19 protein-coding genes are annotated in these 20,883 nt (G+C 47.1%); 9 read left to right on the top strand and 10 right to left on the bottom strand.

The features are described 5' to 3' along the window. Positions 1-35: 35 nt before the first annotated feature. Entirely contained in the window at positions 36-560 is a 525-nt protein-coding gene (locus ACYVK4_RS15130) for a GNAT family N-acetyltransferase (RefSeq protein WP_461128358.1), read from the top strand. Between the two features lie 9 nt (positions 561-569). Here ACYVK4_RS15130 and ACYVK4_RS15125 read toward each other — a convergent pair whose 3' ends face one another. Both ACYVK4_RS15125 and ACYVK4_RS15120 read right to left on the bottom strand, forming a co-directional pair. After that, positions 570-1,253, bottom strand: coding sequence for an SRPBCC family protein (locus tag ACYVK4_RS15125; RefSeq protein WP_461128357.1), 684 nt, complete (start codon positions 1,251-1,253; stop codon positions 570-572). Between the two features lie 344 nt (positions 1,254-1,597). Beyond that, positions 1,598-1,735, bottom strand: a complete 138-nt coding sequence (locus ACYVK4_RS15120) for a hypothetical protein (RefSeq protein WP_461129605.1) — start codon at positions 1,733-1,735, stop codon at positions 1,598-1,600. Between the two features lie 484 nt (positions 1,736-2,219). Here ACYVK4_RS15120 and ACYVK4_RS15115 point away from each other — a divergent pair, with 484 nt between their 5' ends. Further along, positions 2,220-3,701: a hypothetical protein gene (locus ACYVK4_RS15115; protein ID WP_461128356.1), complete on the top strand. Its 1,482-nt coding sequence runs from the start codon at positions 2,220-2,222 to the stop codon at positions 3,699-3,701. A gap of 117 nt (positions 3,702-3,818) precedes the next feature. Here the strand turns inward: ACYVK4_RS15115 and murI are convergent, their stop codons facing one another. The 3 genes from murI to alaS form a co-directional block, all read right to left on the bottom strand. Then, positions 3,819-4,646 carry a glutamate racemase gene (murI, locus tag ACYVK4_RS15110; RefSeq protein WP_461128355.1) on the bottom strand — a complete coding sequence of 276 codons (828 nt, stop codon included), beginning with the start codon at positions 4,644-4,646 and terminating at the stop codon, positions 3,819-3,821. A gap of 2 nt (positions 4,647-4,648) precedes the next feature. Next, positions 4,649-6,061: an amidohydrolase family protein gene (locus ACYVK4_RS15105; RefSeq protein WP_461128354.1), complete on the bottom strand. Its 1,413-nt coding sequence runs from the start codon at positions 6,059-6,061 to the stop codon at positions 4,649-4,651. A gap of 141 nt (positions 6,062-6,202) precedes the next feature. Beyond that, entirely contained in the window at positions 6,203-8,860 is a 2,658-nt protein-coding gene (gene alaS / locus ACYVK4_RS15100; RefSeq protein ID WP_461128353.1) for an alanine--tRNA ligase, read from the bottom strand. 151 nt (positions 8,861-9,011) lie between these two features. Between alaS and ACYVK4_RS15095 the strand changes: the two genes are divergently transcribed. Then, a complete protein-coding gene (locus tag ACYVK4_RS15095) occupies positions 9,012-9,407 on the top strand; it encodes a MerR family transcriptional regulator (protein WP_461128352.1) in 396 nt (131 codons plus the stop codon). Positions 9,408-9,442: 35 nt separating this feature from the next. On the opposite strand, the gene ACYVK4_RS15090 is transcribed toward ACYVK4_RS15095, so the two are convergent. Further along, positions 9,443-9,913, bottom strand: a complete 471-nt coding sequence (locus ACYVK4_RS15090; protein ID WP_461128351.1) for a YdeI/OmpD-associated family protein — start codon at positions 9,911-9,913, stop codon at positions 9,443-9,445. A 294-nt stretch (positions 9,914-10,207) separates the two neighbouring features. Between ACYVK4_RS15090 and dprA the strand changes: the two genes are divergently transcribed. The 3 genes from dprA (at position 10,208) to ACYVK4_RS15075 (ending at position 12,658) form a co-directional block, all read left to right on the top strand. Continuing rightward, positions 10,208-11,320: a DNA-processing protein DprA gene (gene dprA / locus ACYVK4_RS15085; protein WP_461129604.1), complete on the top strand. Its 1,113-nt coding sequence runs from the start codon at positions 10,208-10,210 to the stop codon at positions 11,318-11,320. Positions 11,321-11,438: 118 nt separating this feature from the next. Continuing rightward, positions 11,439-12,446, top strand: a complete 1,008-nt coding sequence (locus tag ACYVK4_RS15080) for a glycoside hydrolase family 43 protein (RefSeq protein WP_461128350.1) — start codon at positions 11,439-11,441, stop codon at positions 12,444-12,446. Positions 12,447-12,535: 89 nt separating this feature from the next. After that, on the top strand, positions 12,536-12,658 hold the full coding sequence (locus ACYVK4_RS15075; protein WP_461128349.1) for a 30S ribosomal protein THX: 123 nt from the start codon (positions 12,536-12,538) through the stop codon (positions 12,656-12,658). Between the two features lie 132 nt (positions 12,659-12,790). Here the strand turns inward: ACYVK4_RS15075 and ACYVK4_RS15070 are convergent, their stop codons facing one another. From ACYVK4_RS15070 to ACYVK4_RS15055, 4 genes are all read right to left on the bottom strand, one after another. Then, entirely contained in the window at positions 12,791-13,789 is a 999-nt protein-coding gene (locus tag ACYVK4_RS15070; RefSeq protein WP_461128348.1) for an NADP-dependent oxidoreductase, read from the bottom strand. Further along, positions 13,786-14,229: an organic hydroperoxide resistance protein gene (locus ACYVK4_RS15065; RefSeq protein WP_461128347.1), complete on the bottom strand. Its 444-nt coding sequence runs from the start codon at positions 14,227-14,229 to the stop codon at positions 13,786-13,788. The genes ACYVK4_RS15070 and ACYVK4_RS15065 overlap by 4 nt, the downstream gene beginning before the upstream one ends. Before the next feature lie 3 nt (positions 14,230-14,232). Continuing rightward, complete coding sequence (locus ACYVK4_RS15060; RefSeq protein ID WP_461128346.1) at positions 14,233-14,676, bottom strand: MarR family winged helix-turn-helix transcriptional regulator; 444 nt, start codon at positions 14,674-14,676, stop codon at positions 14,233-14,235. Between the two features lie 183 nt (positions 14,677-14,859). Beyond that, positions 14,860-17,454, bottom strand: coding sequence for a hypothetical protein (locus ACYVK4_RS15055; RefSeq protein ID WP_461128345.1), 2,595 nt, complete (start codon positions 17,452-17,454; stop codon positions 14,860-14,862). A gap of 612 nt (positions 17,455-18,066) precedes the next feature. Between ACYVK4_RS15055 and ACYVK4_RS15050 the strand changes: the two genes are divergently transcribed. The 3 genes from ACYVK4_RS15050 to ACYVK4_RS15040 all read left to right on the top strand — a co-directional run bounded on the left by ACYVK4_RS15050 (position 18,067) and on the right by ACYVK4_RS15040 (position 20,560). Beyond that, positions 18,067-18,558: a response regulator transcription factor gene (locus tag ACYVK4_RS15050; protein ID WP_461128344.1), complete on the top strand. Its 492-nt coding sequence runs from the start codon at positions 18,067-18,069 to the stop codon at positions 18,556-18,558. 239 nt (positions 18,559-18,797) lie between these two features. Beyond that, on the top strand, positions 18,798-19,970 hold the full coding sequence (locus ACYVK4_RS15045) for a sugar transferase (RefSeq protein WP_461128343.1): 1,173 nt from the start codon (positions 18,798-18,800) through the stop codon (positions 19,968-19,970). Further along, positions 19,949-20,560, top strand: coding sequence for a glycosyltransferase family 2 protein (locus ACYVK4_RS15040; protein WP_461128342.1), 612 nt, complete (start codon positions 19,949-19,951; stop codon positions 20,558-20,560). Before ACYVK4_RS15045 ends, ACYVK4_RS15040 begins: the two co-directional genes overlap by 22 nt. The last annotated feature ends 323 nt before the right edge of the window (positions 20,561-20,883 follow it).

Raw genomic sequence — 20,883 nt, 5'->3', positions numbered from 1 at the left:
AACCGTTTCTGCGCCAAATTAATAGCTGATCAAGAATGACCGTTCGCCCCGCAACTGCCCTCGACCTACCCGCTTTAATGCACCTGATTCACCATGTCGTGCCGCTCATGCGCCAGGCAGGCAATTTCCAATGGGATGAACACTACCCAAATCACGATGTATTTGCCAATGATATTGCCAAAAACCAACTTTGGGTCGCTTACGTAGACGACTTATTGGCCGGGGTAGCGGCCATTACGGAAGATCAGGAGCCTGAATACGCACAGGTTGGCTTCGATGCGAGCCAACGGGCAATTGTAACCCATCGGCTGGCCGTTGACCCGGCTTTTCGGGGACGGGGCGTAGCGGTTGCCTTACTAAATCAGGCAGAGCAGATTGCGGTAGAACGAGGTATTCAATTTCTGCGAATCGATACTAACTCCGAAAACCAGATTACCCAAACGCTTTTCCCAAAGCTTGGTTACCGATATGCGGGCGACATTACGCTAAGTTTCCGTCCGGGCCTAAAATTTCTGGCGTACGAAAAGCAATTGATTCCAACCGCTGGACAAAAGTCCTAATCCTAATGCTTACTGGGTTAAAAAAGAATAGGTTTTTCCCTGATAACGGGGAAGAGAGATGCTGTTGCGAATCAGCGTAAATGATTGATACGCACTGTTAGCAGCCGCCATATTATCGAGCCAGGCGGGTATATCGCCACCAGGATCAACGCGGCAGGTATAGATGACTTGCAATTGTTGCCTCGGCAATTGTTTAATCTGCCAAACAGCCAGCCAGTCAGCAATGCGAACAGTATTTGGACGGGGAGCCACCATATTAGGCACTCCTACCCCCTTAACCTGCACGACTTTCGTAACAGGGTCTTGCGCGAACGTTAATTGAACGCTCATGTCGCGGTCACTGACTGGCCAGGGCAATGCCGTCACCACGTAGTAGACAAGTTCCGTTTCACTCACCCGCCGAACAAGGTTAGCCGCTTTTGTCTTGTACATTACATTCTTGTAGTTCGCAATATCTGACAGCATGGCGACCAGTTGATTCTGTGTACCGGGCATCAGACAATCTACCTTTATTTCTGTCGACCGGCTACCGGGCACATCTCGAGTATAGACTTTTATCTGGTCTTTATCTTTGGCTAAACGCCATCCATCCTGCGCCTGAACAGAAAGAATGGTCAGTCCTAAACAACTGATCAACCACACCCAAAAGTGCCGCACCCGAAATACCTTCATCCTCTCTTTTTGCGAATTCATCAAAATCCCTACTTATTCCATATATCTAACATAACGCTGCAAGATTTTGTTAAGTACTTTTCCTAACAGATGACCATTAGTAAGCTATACTTTAATCAGTGTGGGTAGGCTGGCTTTTGAGAGAATAAAGGCTGTACTGGGTCTATAAGCCGTACTTAATTTAGGGCTCCCTGCCCGCTCAAAGCTATTCCCCGCTGATAGGATGGTATAAAACTGACGTACTAAATGCCAGACGACACTTTTCCGGCAATTTTTTCTGTAACGGTCTGCATCCGGTTAGCCAGCTCATCGCCCAGCACGAGTTGCAAGGGCGACTCAACATGAAGATCACCCACATACCTTGTTTAATCCCGATGTTTGTCACGTATGGTTGCCTGTTTGATGTGATTCAGGCAGCGGTTATGCACGGCACGGTAGAGGTATGACTTCAAAGAAGCCGATATGAATAAATCCTCTCCTTTTTCCCAAACGGCCAGAAACATACCCTGCACTTCTTCTTCCGCTTAGTCGGGGCTGGGCAATAGCTGGCGGTCATACCGGCAAAGGGGCGCATAGTATTACCGAACGTTCGGCTTAGCTGGAAGAAGAACCGCCCCACTCCACCGACACCCTATCCCTCGATTTACAAAATGCCATCAATCGGCAGAACGTCTACAACCGTTATTTCGATCCGGCAAGAAGTACCGTAGAGTCCTATTATGCCACCGGTCTGATACTCGTCTTGAACTATCGGGTAGCATTTTGACAAAACATAAGCCATCGGCTAAAAACCCTAACTGGTGAAATGATAGTCAAAACCATTAACCATGTTGGGTTTTTACACTTGATTTTCTGTTGGAATGGGTGGGTTAGAAATAAAAAAGTTAACCTATAATTTATTGAATTGGCTAATTTTTTGCTGTTGTTCACCATAAAAAAACTCGACATGATTGCATATTCATAAGTCGACACATTCCAATTAATTTTATGCCATATCTCTACTTCCTCTTACTCGTACTGTTTAGTAACACACTTCTGGCTCAAAATAACTATGTAGCCAACTCTCCCGTTTCAGCTACGCCCGGCCGACAGAACACCATGGTGGGTGTTCAGGCCGGTTCATCCACCACTTTAGGCGTACAAAATGTCTTTGTTGGCTTTCAGGCAGGTTTTTTTAACAACTCAGGCACCAGTAACTCTTTCATTGGCGATGAGGCAGGCTATGCCAACACCACAGGTGTAAATAATTCCTTTGTAGGCTATCAGGCAGGCAATGCCAATACTTTTGGGTTCGACAATACCTTTGTAGGCACAAGATCAGGGTTTAACAACACTTCGGGGTACTCAAATACCTTCATGGGCTTACAAGCAGGCTACGGTAATACTTCAGGTACGTCAAATACGTTCATGGGAAATTTTGTAGGCTATTTCAATACCACGGGCTCAAACAACTCTATCCTGGGCTATCAGGCTGGTACCCTAAACAGTACTGGTTACAATAATTCATTTGTGGGCTACCAGTCCGGCATTTTTAACACTACAGGTTACTCCAACGTATATATGGGGGTATGGTCAGGTTTCACTAACCAAACTGGTCACAACATCGTTGCCCTGGGCGACTCGGCAGGATACAGCAACACGGCTTCCAACAACACCTTTGTAGGCACTAAAGCCGGGTTTAACAACACCACAGGCACAAACAACATCATCATTGGCCCCAACTCCGGTACAGCCACTATCACCGGCAACGATAACATCCTTATGGGCCTCAACTCCCAAACCGGCGCCGGGCAGGGCGATCATAACACCATCATCGGTGGAGACGCCGGTGGTGGACACTGGGCTGGCAATAGCAACACGCTCATCGGCCATCAGGCCCGCGCCGAGTCGATGGCTCTCCACCATGCCACCGCCATCGGGGCCGAGGCCACCGTTACCGTGAGCAATGCCCTGGTGTTGGGTAATGAGGTTAATGTGGGCATCGGCACCTCGGCTCCCCAGGCCCGGCTGGATGTGGTGGGTCCCACGGCCGAGGCCAGTGGCCTAAGGTTGTCCCGGCTCACCAGCCAGAGCAAACCCAGCCAGTTGGCCGATGCCTTTCTGACCGTTAACGAACTGGGCGATGTTGTCAAAGCCCGCTATCAATTGCGCATCAGTCAGGCAAGTGAGTGGAGTGACAAGGTCTTCTCGCCGACCTATACGCTACGGCCGTTGGTCAGTGTGGCGCAGTATGTGGGCCAGCATGGTCATTTGCCAGGGATACCCTCGGCCGGGGAGATGGTTCGGGAGGGGGTCGATCTGGTGAAGATGAACGCCTTGCTGCTAGAGAAGGTCGAGGAGCTGACCCTTTACTCCATTCAACTTGAAAAACAAAACCAGAAACAGACTACGGAGTTGGAAGCCATCAAACAAAAGCAAGCTCAGTTGGAAACGTTGCTAAAACAGGTGCTCAAACTTAATTTGAAGTAGTTTGAATGGCTCTGTTTTGTACACAGAACTGGTGCTCCGCTGAAGCCTTTAGGCTTAGTTTTAGCTACCGATTAGCCGCTATGGCGGCTACACCGGAGTACCACTCCGGTGTACAGGCTACAACGCCAGATGCACAGACTGAACGGGTTGCCCATAAAAAACGGTCGCCTGCCGGTTAAAATCCTCCGTTGAGTCGGTGGTCAGAAAGATGCGCTGACCGTATTTACTGCACTGCGCTTCCAGTTCAGGGTGACGCTGTAGATAGTCCGCCAGGCTGTCGGCTACAATGCCCCCCTGACTAAGAATAGTCGCGTCTTGTGGAGCACATTGCCGGATCTTATCGAGCAATAACGGGTAGTGCGTGCATGCCAACAGAATGGTATCAATGTCGGGCGATTGGTTCAGCAGGCGATCAAGGTGCTGTTTCACAAAGTAATCGGCGCCAGGGCTTTTGTACTCCCCATTTTCAACGAGCGGCACCCACATGGGGCAGGCTTCCTGATAAACGTTCAGCTGAGGAAAGAATTTTTCAATCTCAACCAGGTACGACTCGGATGTAACGGTTCCTCGTGTCGCCAGCACACCAACATTACCGGTTTTGGAGTAATGACCTATAACTTCGGTTGTGGGACGTATGACACCCAGCACCCGCCGGTCGGGGTGTTGCGCAGGCAAGTCGAGCTGCTGGATGTTACGAAGTGCTTTAGCGGATGCCGTGTTGCAGGCCAGCACCACCAAACGGCAGCCCCGGTCGAACAGATGCTGAACACATTCGAGGGTATAGTGGTAAACGGTCTCGAAGGAGCGCGTTCCATAGGGTGTACGGGCGTTGTCTCCGAGGTAGATGTAGTCGTATTGGGGTAGTTTACGGACAATCTCACGCAAGACGGTCAAGCCACCATAACCGGAATCAAATACGCCAATGGGTTGTGAACTTACTGACATTCTTATTGGCTGGCTTTCCTTTTTACTTCGGCCAGTAATTTATCCAACGCCTTTCTGTCGTACACGGTTCCGCGCAGAATGACCGCATGGATGGCCCGCGTGGCGGCAATATCCTGAGTTGGATTTCTGTCGAGCAGGACAATATCGGCACTTTTCCCGGCATCGATACTGCCAAATAACGAGGTTTTGCCCAGGAAGACAGGTCCCGGAATGATGGCCGACTGCAAGGCCTGCAATGGCTTTAGTCCGGCTTTTACAAAATACTGAAGTTCGTGGTGTAAGCCTAGGCCAGGATAAACATACGAATTTAGAAAACCGGCATCCGTTCCGGCCATAATTGTCACCCCGGCTTTATGCAAAAGGGGAAGCAAAGCGGCCGATTTCTCATAAGTGGCATGACGCTCGGCAATAGCTTCGGGGCTGTCTTTGGCCACTCGGTTCACCCGCCACGCATATGTATTTTTCAGTCCTTGCCCGATGTATTGAAGATAGCTGTCCTGCGTATGGTTATCCTGATCCAGGTAAGCGATAGTTCGACTGATTGTCAGTGTTGGGACAACAAACGTACCGTTTCTGGCCATCCGCTGATAGACCGCCAGGGCGGTGGCTTGATCAAAACTCTGGGCAATCATTGGTGCGGCTATTCGGGTGGTCAGCTGGCCTGTCCGAACTTTGTCGGCTACTTCTTTGTCGCGCATGGAACCCGCCTTTAGTACGTAACTCATGTGCTCAACAGACCCCAGGCCAGCCGAGGAAACTTCATCCATGCTGAGGGCAAAGGGCACGTGGCCCGATGTTTTTAAACCCCGTTTTTTAGCTTCCTGAAGAATGTAGAGATAAATGTCGGGCTTGATCGCGTTATCGGTAATCTTCACAAAATCTACTTTTAATCCCTGTAAGGAATCGAGCATTTTATCGACTTCTTCGTTCGTGCTGACTTCTATATCGCCTATCCAGGTCGACTTATAGCCTTCCAGTTTCGGGCCTGATGTAAACAGCGTAGGCCCCGCTAATTCTCCCGACGAGATTTGATCCCGCCACTTTAGTACGTTAGTACTTAGGTCGGCAGCCGCATCCCGAATGCCCGTAATGCCCTGCGCGATGTATAAAGGGAACAGGTTTTTGTTCTCTTCAATAAGTGTATCGCCCCCGCCAAAGTGGACGTGCATATCCCAAAGGCCCGGTATAACGAATTTTCCCGTGGCGTCGATAATCGTTTTTGCCCGGAAGTTTTTAAGCCGTGCTTCCTTAAAAACACCAACAATCGTTTTCCCACGAATGGCAATGATTTTCTTCGTCAGAACGTGGCCTGTTCGTACATCGATCAGGTTTCCCGATTTTATCAGAACATCAACGTTTTGCTTTTGGGCCAACGCGATGTTGGTTATCAGGAAACAAAAGAGAAGAATTCGCATGAAAGGTGGAGGTTATGGGTTAGTAGACAGAGAAGCACGGAGTAAAATGGAGATGCACAGAGAAATTAATAGAAAATCTCTATGCATCTCCATTTTACTCCGTGCTTCTCTGTCTACTAATAATAGGCACTAATAAACAGGTTATCCCAGTAATTCTTTCCCTTGCGCCAGGGCCGCATCGAGACCCGATAGATCCGTACCGCCTGCTGTGGCGAAGAAAGGTTGGCCCCCGCCACCGCCTTTGATATTTTTTGCCAGTTCTTTCACCACCTGACCAGCGTTCAGTTTCTTGTCCTGAATGAGCACTTCGGGCAGCATGACAGCCAGTTGCGGCTTGCCGTTGACGTCAGCACCCAGCACCACGGCCAGGTTGTCAATTTTCGCTTTCAAATCATAAGCCAGTTGCTTGAGGGCGTCGGCAGATGGCACTTCCACGCGCTCAACAAGCACCATATGCCCGTTTACAGCCTGTACTTTGGTGAGTAACTCGTTTTTCAACTGCTGCACTTTTTCGTTCTGAAGTGCTTCAACCTGCTTTTGCAGAGCTGCCCGTTCATCCAACAAAGCCTGTACGGCTTTCACAACGTCCTTCGGTGCTTTAAGTAATTCTTTAAGCTCACTCACAACTGCCATTTGCTCATTGATGAGGGCTTCAGCTCCTGCAGAAGTTTTAGCTTCTACCCGACGGATACCCGTTGACACGGAGCCTTCGCCGGTGAATTTGAACAAACCAATGTGGCCCGTTGCCGGAACGTGTGTACCACCACAAAGCTCGACTGAGTAGTTGGGATCGAAGGTAATGACCCGGACAAAATCCCCATATTTTTCGCCAAACAAGGCTGTAGCTCCTAATTCTTTAGCCTCGGCAATGGGAACGTTCCGCTTCTCATCCAACCTGATGTCTTCGCGTATTTTCTCGTTTACGATGCGCTCTACTTCGGCCAATTGTTCGTCGGTGACTTTGCTGAAGTGCGAGAAGTCAAAGCGCAGGGCGTCGGGACCAACATACGAGCCCTTCTGGCCAACGTGCGTTCCCAATACCTCGCGGAGCGCTGAGTGCAGTAAATGGGTGGCCGAGTGGTTGCTGCTGGTTAATCCGCGCCGGGCGGTGTTGATAACGGCATAAACCGAATCGGCTTCGGTTAGCAGGTCATCAATACCAGCCACGTCCTGAACGATGTGAATACTCAGATCATTTTCTTTTTTCGTATCCAGAACTGTCAGCGTTCCGATCTGATCGGAACCTTTGAACAGTTCCAGTACGCCAGTGTCACCAATTTGTCCACCCGATTCAGCGTAGAAAGGCGTTTTGTCAAGTACAACCTGCACCTGCGTTCCCTGCTTGTTTTGAATCTTACGATACTTCACAATGTTCGCATAGGCTTCCGGTTGGTCGTAGCCAACGAACTCAACGCGTTCGGTTTCGTTCACGTCTATCCAGTCACCGGCCGATGAGGTCGCATCTTTACGGGACCGGGCTTTCTGCTCCTGAAGGGCTTTCTGGAAACCGGCCTCATCAATAGACAGGCCTTTTTCACGGGCAATCAGAGCCGTTAAATCAGCAGGGAAGCCGAAGGTGTCGTTCAGCTCAAAAACGGTTTCTCCGGGAATTTCAGATTTATTTTCAGTGGTTAACTGACCAATGATTTGATCCAGACGGCCCAGGCCCGTTCCCAGGGTGCGCAGAAACGAGATTTCTTCTTCCCGAATCACGGTAGCGACAAAATCGCGCTGGGCGTTCAGTTCAGGGAAAACATCGGCAAATTGTAAAGCCAGGGTGGGCACGAGTTTGGTCATGAACGGCTCGGTCAGATTCAGGTACGAGTACCCGTACCGAATAGCCCGGCGCAGAATCCGTCTGATCACATAGCCTGCCTTGGCATTTGACGGCACCAATCCGTCGGCAATGGCGAAGGATACAGCCCGGATGTGGTCGGCTATTACGCGCATGGCCACGTCAGCTTTATCCATCGTGCCGCCATACGTTGTACCGGACAGCTCTTCGATGACACGGATCGTACCCGTAAAGACGTCAGTATCGTAGTTCGAGCGTTTTTTCTGGATGGCCATGCAGAGTCGTTCAAAACCCATACCCGTATCGACGTGACGGGCGGGCAGCGGCTCCAGGGAGCTGTCGGCTTTCCGGTTGAACTGCATGAACACCAGGTTCCAGATTTCTACCACCTGCGGATGATCGGCGTTGACTAACTCCTTTCCCGACTTTTCTGCAATTTCTTCGGGCGACCGCAAGTCGATATGGATTTCGGAGCAGGGACCACACGGACCCGTATCGCCCATTTCCCAGAAGTTATCTTTCTTATTACCGTAAATGATCCGGTCTTCACCCACGATGGGTTTCCAAAGGTCGAACGCTTCCTGATCGAAGGGAACGCCATCTTTGGTATCGCCCTGAAATACAGAAACGTAAAGCCGGTCTTTAGGTAATTGGTACACTTCTGTCAGCAGTTCCCATGCCCAGGTGATGGCCTCTTTTTTAAAGTAATCACCAAACGACCAGTTGCCAAGCATCTCGAACATGGTGTGGTGATAGGTATCAAACCCAACATCTTCCAGGTCATTGTGCTTCCCCGATACCCGCAGGCACTTCTGCGTATCGGCAACCCGTTTGGACGGGGGCGTACCGTTACCCAGAAAGAAATCTTTGAACTGCGCCATGCCTGAGTTGTTAAACATCAGCGTCGGGTCGTTTTTGGCGACCAGCGGAGCCGATTGAACAATCAGGTGTTGTTTGGACTGGAAGAAGTCGAGAAAATGCCGACGTATTTCGTGGGAAGTCATTTTTTTTAGTCAGTAAGTCAATAAGCCGGTAAGTCAGTAAGTTACCGCGCCGACCTTTACTTACCGACTAATTGACTTACTGACTTACTGACTGTTCTGCAAATTTACGGCAAAACTTGCGTTTATTCAGACAGCTTTCCAAGTTTGCAGTATGGAAAACGGAGGTAAGTTGTATTACGGGATTAAGGAAGTAGCGGAGATGTTTACGATCAACGCGTCGAAACTACGCTATTATGAGAAAGAATTCCCGACCCTACAACCCAAAAAGAATCGCTCCGGCGACCGGGTTTACACCCAGTCGGATATCGACCATCTCAAAGAAATTCTCGAACTAACCAACGAAAAAGGATATACCCTACCGGGCGCACGGGAGTACCTGAAATCCCGCGATGCGAACCGTCGGGAGCACGCAGTTTATATTAACAAATTGAAACGAATTAAGGTAGGGCTGGAGAAGTTGCGGGCTGAATTGGATAAACCAAAAAAACTGGCAGATGATCAGACAGCCATCAACTATGAGTTATCGTCAGATGAAAATGAGGAGTAAAGTGTCTCTTCCGAAACAAAGTGTTTTCTTGCGGATTACCGTGTTTGCTGACGTGCCAGCTTATCAATGGTTTTTGCCATTCGGTCAATTTTAACGTCTTCACTCGCGGCCGAATAAATCCAATGAATCAATGCTTTTTGTTCGGTTTCGGCAGAAGACAAAAATGCCTGAAAAGCCGATGGTTCATCCAGTAAACAAAGCCGAAATTCGTCGGGCAATTCCGCTGGGAGGGCATCAGCATAAAGCACCAGCCGAATAGAATCACCGGCTTCTTTGCCAATTTTTTTACGGAAGGCCGCTTTTACCGGCAGAAAAAGAATGCCATTACCCATAGGCATGAGTTTAGCGCTACCGAGTTCGATACCATCGATAGTTCCCCTGACCCGAACCCATCCAAAATATGAATGCTTATCTGGCAATATCTCGGGAATTGCCGCATACGTCCATCCCCCCTTACCGGGAAATTTTTCCAGGGTATAGGTGCCCGTTAGTATAGGTTGTTCCATAGCTGTTACATTGCATTTAGCAAATCTACATAAGACCTTTCGAACGGCCTTCCAGCTACCATCCTACCAGCGTATGTTAGAGTTGTAAAAAAACTATCTAGAAGAAAACTACCTGCTTTAATGAACAGGTCAATCAATCTCGGCGATTTAAACGCTTTCTTCATTGTCAACCTCCCCCTCATTTTTGATCGGCAATACATTGACCTGTTGAATTGGTTTTTTCGGGAAGAAAATGGTAAGCTTGCAAAAGTCATTCTTTCCTTTATTTCGTTTACAAAACCAGTTTGCGATTTCGTGTCCACCAACACTCACCACCAAATTGCTCTTACGCTTATTCCCGGTGTAGGAAGTGTCCTGATTCGACAATTAATCAGTTACTGCGGCTCCGCCACCGAGGTATTTAGATCCCCCATGGCTCGATTGATGAAGATACCCGGTATTGGTGAGGTTACAGCCCGGGCCATCTTAAAGTCCGGTCCCTTGCAGGAAGCCGAACAAGTAGGTAAGCGACTGGAAAAAATGGGCGCTACCGCTCTGTTTTATACGGACAAAGACTACCCCACCCGACTGAAGACTCTTTATGACTCCCCTGCCCTGCTATACTTTCAGGGAAATGGCAATTTAAATATTTCACGCACGATAGGTATTGTTGGAACCAGGCAGGCAACCGAGTATGGCCGACGCATAACTAATGAAATTATTGAAGCCGTCACTCCGTTCGGCAGTAGTATTATTAGTGGCCTGGCCTATGGAATCGACATTGCCGCTCATCGGTCAAGTTTGAACAGTGGGTTGCCGACCATTGGCGTTATGGCAAGTGGTCTGGATGTCATTTATCCGAATGTTCACCAAAAAACAGCGGGCGAAATGCTGCAGCAAGGTGGTTTGCTGACTGAGAGCAGGCCCGGTACAAAGCCCGATGCCCACCTGTTTCCGGCCCGAAATCGCATTATAGCCGGATTGAGTGATTTGGTCGTGGTCGTAGAAGCAGCGGCAAAAGGTGGCGCACTGATTACGGCCGAATTCGCCAACAATTATCATCGGGAGGTATTTGCCGTACCCGGTCAGTTGAACCAGGCTTTTTCGGCGGGTTGCAACAAGCTGATTCGGGAGAATAAAGCCCAGATTTATACGAGTCCTGCCGATATTATTGAAGCGCTGAACTGGGACCTTAACAAAGCCTCGGTTTCCACAAAAACCATAACCCCTCCATTACCGCTCAACCTGACAGCAGATGAAAGTCAGATTTTAGCCCTGCTTCGCCAATCCTCAGATCTGCATGTAGATGACTTAAGTTGGAAAAGTCAGATTCCAATGGGACGACTTGCCTCCTTACTGCTCACGCTGGAGTTTCAAGGGTTTGTTCGGTCATTACCGGGAAAGAAATATGCGATAGTCTATATATAAGCCTAGGCAACCGAGCTACAGTACCAATAAATGAACGATAAATCAGGCACCTATACCTTCGTTGACACAAGCAATATTCCCTACTTTTACAGCTTAAACTAAATACTACTCCCTAACAATGACTGGTTGCTTTTCTATTTATCAACGGTATTTTTTACTATTTACTTTTTCACTGATTGGTTTCTCTGGCTTGGCTCAATCAAAGTCAGCCATTAAAGGTAGTGGCAATCCTGTCTTTCCGGGCTGGTATGCCGATCCCGAAGGCGTCATATTTGGTAAACAGTACTGGATTTACCCCACATACTCCGCACCTTATGAAAAGCAGGTGTTTTTCGACGCATTTTCATCACCCGACCTGAAAACCTGGACCAAGCACAGCCGAATCCTTGATTCTACCGCCGTAAAATGGGCAAAACGGGCCATGTGGGCTCCGGCAATCATCGAAAAAGACGGTAAGTTTTTCCTGTTTTTCGGTGCAAATGATATCCACGACGACAAAAAGGAGGTGGGCGGTATTGGTGTTGCCGTGGCAGATAATCCAGCCGGTCCATTTCGTGATTACCTGGGCAAACCACTGGTAGGGCAAATTCATAATGGCGCTCAACCGATTGACCAGTACGTTTTTAAAGACAAAGACGGACAATATTATTTGTTCTATGGGGGTTGGGGACATTGCAACGTTGCCCACCTAAAAAACGATTTCACAGGCTTCATACCCTTTCCGGATGGAACAACCTATCGGGAAATTACGCCGAAGAGTTATGTAGAAGGCCCAACCATGTTTGTCCGCAAGGGCAAGTATTATTTTATGTGGTCGGAAGGCGGCTGGACAGGTCCCAACTACTCAGTGGCCTACGCCGTAGCCGATTCACCCTTTGGTCCGTTTGAACGAGTTGGCAAGATTTTACAACAGGACCCCGCCGTGGCTACCGGAGCGGGTCACCACTCGGTTATTCAGGTACCTAATACCGACGACTGGTATATTGTTTACCACCGTCGCCCCTTAACCGAAACGGACGGTAACCATCGGGAGACCTGCGTCGATCATATGTATTTTGACGAAAATGGTTTCATCAAACCCGTTAAAATTACAGCTAATGGCGTTGAAGCAAGAGCATTAAAGTAAATGCACTTAATACCGGCAACAGGTCGAATGAACGAACGCGGCCATTTATACGTCATGATTGGATATAGTCAACTAAAACAGTTTCAATTATGGGTAAAGGCGATTTCAAAACGCGAAAAGGTAAGATTGCAATAGGATCTTACGGTGTTACCCGTCCACGGCTAATTGCCAAACATGTGGCTCCCAAACCAACGGTAGAGTCTAACGCTTAATACTTGATCATAAAAAAAGCGTCGGTATCTCCATGTAGGTACCGACGCTTTTTTTATGGTAAAAATGTTCCCCATACAAGTTACTCAATAGAGTAACCGTTAAACGGTAAGCTCTCGAGAATTGTAGCTCCTTTACACTTCAACAATCATTTTACCGGTATTTTGACCTGAGAAAAGCCCAAGCATGGCTTCAGGTAACTTATCAAATCCTTTTAAAGTCGTTTCGGTGTAGTGAAGTTTCCCTTCTTTTAGCCAGGCAGCCAATTGATGAACTCCCTCTTCATAGCGTGCCTGATAACTACCAACGATAAATCCTTTCATCAGTACACTTCTTGTCAGCAACATCGGCTGTATACGCGGACCTGTGGGGACTTCGGTGGTGTTATACAGTGCAATCTGACCGCATAAGGGTATTCTGGCATGGAAGTTAAGATGGCTGATCACTGCATCCGAGACCTCGCCCCCAACATTGTCAAAATAGATATCAACGCCTTTAGGGCAGGCATCACCAATCGCCTGGGCCAGATCAGTTGCCGTTTTGTAGTTCACGACTGCATCAAAGCCAAACTCTTCAGTTAACAGTTTTACTTTATCATCGGACCCGGCAATTCCTACAACCCGGCAACCTTTTATTTTGGCGATCTGCCCAACAATCAACCCAACGGCTCCGGCAGCTCCGGATACCACAACAGTTTCGCCTGCCTTAGGCGCGCCAATATCGAGCAAACCAAAATAAGCGGTCAAACCGGGCATACCCAGAATGCCAAGATAGTAACTTGCCGGAGCCAGACTGGTATCTATTTTTTTAAGGCCCTTCGCCGATACAACTGAGCGGGTTGCCCAGGGCAGGTTACCCACAACCGTATCACCGGGCTGCAGACCCTCTGCTTTACTGTCTATCACTTTGGCAATGGCTCCACCAGATAGCGGTTCACCCACGGCAAAAGGAGCGACATACGACTTCGAGCTGTTCATACGGCCCCGCATGTATGGATCGACTGAAAAATAGACTCCTTCAACAGAGACTTGTCCCTCTTTCAATTCGGGAAGTGAAGCCGCTACCATCGAAAATGTTTTATCGTCTGGCAATCCCTTTGGTCGAGCCACCAGTATTATTTGTTGATCGTTCATATTGAGGCAGTTAATTCAAGTGTAGTGACAACAATAGTTACCGAAATATTTCCGCGGGTAGCGTTTGAGTAAGGGCAAACCTGATGGGCTTTTGCGACTAACTCTTCAGCCACAGTCTGATCCACACCCGGAATATTGACCGCCAACCCCACTGCTAAACCAAAGCCTCCATCGTCCAGCTTACCGATACTAACGTCGGCTTGAACGCTGGTCATTCCCGTTTTGACTTTAGCCATACGGGACACCAGATTAAGCGCACTATCGAAACAGGCGGCATACCCTGCCGCAAATAACTGCTCAGGATTTGAATAGGCACCGCCCGACCCACCCAATTCACGGGGAGTACGAACATCGAGATTCAGAACTTGATCGGACGACGTAACGCGACCGTCACGCCCGCCAGTGGCAGTAGCCTGGGCGGTATACAAAGATTGAAACATGATTTATTCTTTTAATTTGTCTGTTGTCGTTAATTGATTGAGAAGTGCCTGCAGTTCATTGCGCAGACGTACAATTTCCTGATCATTCAGCTTCAGATTTTCCTGTAACTGGGTGGGAATGTCAACAGCCTGAGAACGTAAGGCAACCCCACTTTCCGTAAGTTGAATGGTTACTTCCCGCTCATCAGCCGGATTGCGTTGCCGGGTTAGAAGACCCTTTTGTGCCATCCTTTTTAACAGGGGCGTTAACGTTCCAGAGTCCAGTAGAAGCCGATCACCGATCTCACCCACGGTTCGGTTGTCGGATTCCCAAAGCAGCAGTAGGACCAGATACTGCGGATACGTTAAATCCAGCTTTTCAAGCAATGGCCGATAGAGGGCGGTCACCTGTCTTGACAAGGCATAGAGTGGAAAACAGAGTTGACTGGCAAGCATTAACTTATCCATTGCATACAATTATATTGTGCACAATATATTAACCAGACAAAATCTAAAAAAGTTTGTAGGTACTGGATATTAATTGTCGACGATGTGAGAAAAGCCAGGAAAAAGGCCCCTGACCGTGTCGAATCAATACGCTTTTCGACACGGTTAGGGGCCTTTTTCCTGGTTTAAAAGATGAGCGTTACCCTATCTTGTTTTGGCTTTAGTTGTTCTCACGGTTGGATCTATAACTGAAGGTGCCGTTGGTTCACTAGGCTCGGGCATGCTCACCTGCTTAGTACTTCGGTTCCGGCCTTCATGAAAAATAACAAATCCGATCAATAGAAGCAGCAGCACATTACAAATCAAATCAATCGTATCGCCAATATGCGCCAGTGGCGGGTCAAACCGAAACTCGATCGTGTGCTTTCCTGACGGTACCCGCAACGCTCGCAGCACATAATTTGCCCGAAGGTGCGGCACCAGTTTTCCATCGATAAAGGCCTGCCAGTCTTCTTCTCCCCGGTAATAAATTTCCGAAAAAACGACCAGCCCATCCCGAGCTGCGTTAGCCGTATAGATTAGCTTATCGGGCCGGTAACTTGTCAATTCGATAGTACTTCCCGTATGGTCCATTTTCGATGGTAAATTTCCCAGTTGGGCAGCAAACCGCTTATCGACCACTGCCGAATCACGTGGATTCAGGGTTTTCATAGCAGCCATCTCGTCATCGGCATTCGCTACCTGTTGTACATTACCGACAAACCAGGCGGGTCCCATCACCTCAGGATTAGGTAAGGCAACTGGTCCGGCAGGTGCCTGTTGGGGATCATTGGGATTTGGCTGGCCATTCTGAATCACGTACTTCGCATTCAGCATGTTCAGCATGTTGAGCGTATTGGACTGAAAAGCGAAATTGATCAGTTCATTATACCGCCGAAGCCGGGTGGTATTGTAGCCACCTATGGATCGGTGAAAATACGATGTCCGGTTCGTTTCCATGAAAGACCCGGTCTGGTCGAACACCCGGTATCCTAATGCTTTATCCTGCAGAATCTGTTGATCGGCCGAGGTGGGTTCAAACAGGACGCTGGCCTGGGTTTTAGAGATAAAGTCCTCACTGTTCAGGAAACGCTTATCGACCGAAAACAAATCGAAAACGACAATAGCCAAAATCAGCGGATACAAAATTCCCGCTTTAATCTTATTGGTCAAGAACAACCAGATGGCACCCCCAGCGAGCGTGATCAGGATAACCGATCTGAAGGCGTCAGCGCGGAATAAACTCTGCCGGTCGTGAATGAGCGCGGTTTCGAACTCTTTGGCCGCTTCGCCAAAATATCGGGATAAAATGCCCAGATCATTCGCCCCCTGAAACGTGAAGAATGTACCGCTCAAAAGCGCTAAAAGTGCCGCCAGACCAGCCGTCAGTCCGAAACTTATCAATAACGGCTGCTTTAGCTGGCCGAAGCTAAGTTTTTGACTAACAATCGTTTGGATACCTAAAGCCGCACCGGCTGCAATGAACAGCTGAGCCAGACAGAACGCCATAGTCATGGCTCTGAACTTGTTCAAGTAGGGTAAATTGTCGAACAGAAATTCATTGAAGAAAAGTAGGTTCTTTCCCCAGGCCAGCATGATCATGAGGAGCGTTGCGGACAGCAGCCACCAACGCACGGTTCCCCGTATGATGAACATACTCAGGATAAACAGGAACAATAGGGCTGCTCCTGCGTAGGCTGGACCACCAACCATAGGCTGATCGCCCCAATAGGTTGGCGCCCCAAGCTCAGCCATTTGTTTGGCCGCTCCAGGCTCAACACCCCGACTGGTCATGGCTTTGTAAAATTCAGAATCGGTGGTCAGTCCACCACCCGAAGCACCACCAAACGCATTAGGAATCAATAAGGTTAGCGTTTCGGCTTTACCATAACTGTATGTGAAAGCATAATCTTTATCCAATCCCCCTTTTGATTCACTACTGGGGGTCTTACCGTCTGGATTTGTGGTTTTGGCAGTTAATTCAGATTTGCCCCGGATCGTTTCTTTTGTGTATTGATTCAGCACTAAGAGACGTTTTCCGAAACTTCCAGCGGCCAAAGCCCCGGCAACCGCCAATGTGGCCAATCCCAGAGCCAGTTGTCGGGATTTACCATCTCTAATCAGGGCAATCCCTTCGATCAACACATACAAGCCGATGGTCATGAAAAGGTAATATGTGATTTGGATGTGGTTGGCTCCCAGTTCCATACACATAAAAAAGCCAAGTAGCGCAGCCCCCAGCCAATAACGCCCTCTCATTGCCATGATCACGCCTGCCAGCATACCTGCCCCATAGGCCATAGCAAAAAGTTTTGACACGTGACCAGCTTCCAGACTTACAATTCCGAATGTACCCAGACCGTATGCCGCAGCTCCTAAAGCCGATAGCCAGGCATTACACCCTAAAACAACCATTAGAATGTACATACTCAACATGACCATAAATACGATACTGGCCGTATTGGGGAGCACATTGACCACAGCCATTACGGCCTTATAAACCAGAATGTAGGGGTAATTGAAATCGATCATGTAGCCGGGCATACCACTAAAAACAGCATCAGTCCATAACGGTTTTACCCCTGTTTCCTTAGCTATCTCACGAATTTCACGAGCCGATGCAGAAGCCTCCTGCACATCATGCATGGAAAGCGTTTTACCCGACATAACTGGCGAGAAGTACACAATAGCCAGGACAAGTAAACCCAACACGGCAAATAAGTGTGGGCGAAAGCGTTGAAAAAAAGTTGGTTGGTTCATAAATTCAACTGGTACGTAGCCCAAATATACGGCTTTGTCCTAAAACGGATAGTTTGAGAAGATGATTGTTGCTGACAACCGAAGTACATAAATGGCATAATTATTGAACAGGTCAGATATATTGATGATAGCTATTGTACTATTCTGTTAAAAAGATTTCTACATTTGGTGACATATAGATAAAATGTTACCTTATTTGCATTAAACAACCTCTTAATTTATAATTTAAACTAACGAAAGTTTTTTAGTTTACACATTTCCTATATTCCCCAACTAAGCTATTTTCTTACTTAAGCAATCTATTGACTAAACTTGATACCATTTATGTACAGTTTAATCAATTTTTAGTAAAATTGACTTATTTCTTTTGCTTTGCCAGGTACGATTTAAAAGGCCAAAATCTTTTATTTACCATAGAACAAATACCTCATAATCAACATTTTAAACATAATTATAATTTTATTAATATCATTAAGGCGCTCATATAGCGCTCTATTTATACACGAAACGGAGCTTTTTTTTTACTGAAGCTTAGTAACCGATGGTAGGGGGCTCTAGTCTAAAACCTCAAATAATACCCCATAAATACTTAAAAAGTACCCACAAATCGATATGAAGCGTCACATACTCATCGTTGATGATAACCCGTACGTTGTTAATATCCTCGTCCAAACACTTTCTCAGGATTTTACGATTACAGTAGCTGACAGTGGGCAATATGCAGCCCGTTTACTGGTCCAGGGAAATCGATTTGACATTGTCCTGACTGAACTTGAACTTCCCCTATTTAGTGGGCTTGAATTAATCAAACTCATCCGCATGAGCAGGCTTTCATCGCAAACTCCTGTCATGGTTCCTTCTAACGTTTCGGATAGCAGAACACGGATTAGTTGTCTCGAACAAGGGGCAGATTCTTTTCTATCAAAACCATTTAACCCGCTTGAAATAAAAGCTAAAATTTTTGCCCTCCTCCGTCGTGCCGATGCACCAAATAAGGTTCGTCAAACGCCACTACCAATCCATTTTGAAAAGGGATCTAAGTCGTTCTGGACTCAACGATTTCGCATGCTTGCCACTTTTTTAGGTAACTACGCTATTTCCTGACATTATCATTATTAAAACCTCTTCGATAGATGTTTTTTTAGTTGTCCCAATCAAATACAGTTAGCAGCATAGGGCCGAACATCTGAAATGCTTTTTTAAGCAGGCAGAAACTCATCGACCTAAGCACTACCAACTAGGTCTCAAAACAAGCTTACTGATTTTCCTGTATTGGCTTTTTTTAAGCCAGGCAATATACCTATACCAGTTTGGTATTAATCAGCTCTATTTTACGCCGTCAGATGTCAACCAATTATGTCTTATTGACCATAAAAGACGATTTAATCGCCAATCGTATTGCGGGATTAATAAGGCCAGACTTTTCGATTATCCGTCTTAAGGATGCCAAAGAAGCGGAAATGTGGTTAACAGATGGTCAAAAAGTGGACTTGATTATTGCCGACAGAAATAACGGTTATTCAATGGCTACCACGATTCGTAATAAACCGGATTATAAGCTGGTACCTTTTCTGATTACTGCTCGTTTTGGTGAACCTCCAGTGGAGCAATTGGCCATAAATGAAGGCATAACTGACATTCTCATTATTAATGAAGATAACCAGCGTATTCAGGCTAAGATCAATTATTACCTGACACTTACGGCCTATATACAACCTTTTTATTTGACCGGTAAAACAGCTTTTAAGAAGTCATTCAAACTACCCTTTTGGAAGCGAATGATCGATGTGGTCGTATCCGCTTCACTACTTCTTCTATTGGCGCCTGTGCTTGTTCTTGTTGCTATATTGATAATTATAGACTCGAAAGGCCCTGCCATATATAAATCCAAACGAGCTGGCACTAATTTCCATGTGTTCGAGATGTACAAATTTCGAACCATGACCGTTGAAGCAGATCAACTCCTAGGCAAACTGGCATCGCATAACATTTACCAAACACCCTCTTTAACGCCCAGCAGTCAATCCGGCCTGGAATTTCTATGCGACACTTGCACGGAGGAGAACTTACCGTGTCAGCAACCATTAATCACACATGATCAGGCTGTTTGCGAAAAATTGTATTTGCAAAAAAGTAACGATTCGGCCAAGTTCATAAAATTCCGAAATGACCCGCGAATTACCCGCCTGGGCACTTTCCTTCGAAATAGTAGCATTGACGAGCTTCCACAACTGTTCAATGTACTGCGGGGAGATATGTCAATTGTCGGTAATCGTCCCTTACCCTTATATGAAGCAGAAAAATTAACATCGAATGAGTTCGCCAGGCGATTTGCTGGTCCAGCAGGGTTAACAGGCCTTTGGCAAGTCAAAAAGCGGGGTAAGGGCCAAACGGCGATGTCTGACACAGAACGGACATTACTCGACATTGAATACTCATCCTCTTTCTCTTTCAGAACAGATATTCAAATTATCTGGCAGACAATTTTTAGCATATGGCAGAAGGAGAATGTGTAACGTCATTTAACAGGAGCAATCTTGTTTCCATTATCACCATAAACTTTAATCAAGCAGAAATTACGCGTCAATTTCTTGAATCCTCAAAATCTTTAAAGTACCCAAACTATGAGATTATAGTCATTGACAACGGCTCGACAGATCCTTTTCATGACTCTATCAATTGCAGAGAGTTCCCCAATCTGAAGCTCATCCGATCAGAAACTAATCTGGGGTTCACGGGTGGTAATAACCTGGGAATGGACGAGGCTAAAGGTGATTATTTTTTTATCGTGAATAATGACACGGAATTATCTCCCTGGCTCCTCAACAACTTATTAAACCCTTTTTTTGAAAACCCTGAAATAGGCGTCGTTTGCCCTAAAATTAGGTTTTTTGATTCTCCCCAACTTATTCAGTATGCTGGTTATAACCCAATAAATATGTTTACGGGCACGGCTACATCCATTGGCTTTAACGAAGTGGATAACGGTCAGTTTGATGAACCCCATCCGACCAGTTTTGCCCATGGATGCGCAATGATGATACGAAGAGAGGTGGTTGACCGGGTGGGGCGATTTGCCGAGCGTTTTTTTCTGTATTACGAATAACTCGACTGGTCACAACGGATTCGGGATGCGGGTTACCTGATTTATTATCAACCCTCGGCATCCATTCTTCATAAAGAGTCAATATCTGTGGGCCCAAACAGTCCATTAAAAACCTATTACCTGACACGTAACCGGATTCTGTTCATGCGTCGTCATTGTTCGACCTTTCAACGCTTTGTATTTTATCTGTTTTTTGGCCTGTGTGTTTTTCCCAAGCATATGGCTTCGTATATACTTAACGGTGAGCTAAAGCATGCAAAAGCTTTTTTAAGTGGCACAGCCTGGCATTTCACGTCGGCGAGTGCCTCTCCAGTATAGATTTT

The sequence above is a fragment of the Spirosoma aerophilum genome, from assembly GCF_054782495.1.
This window is presented reverse-complemented; position numbering and strand designations above follow the sequence as displayed.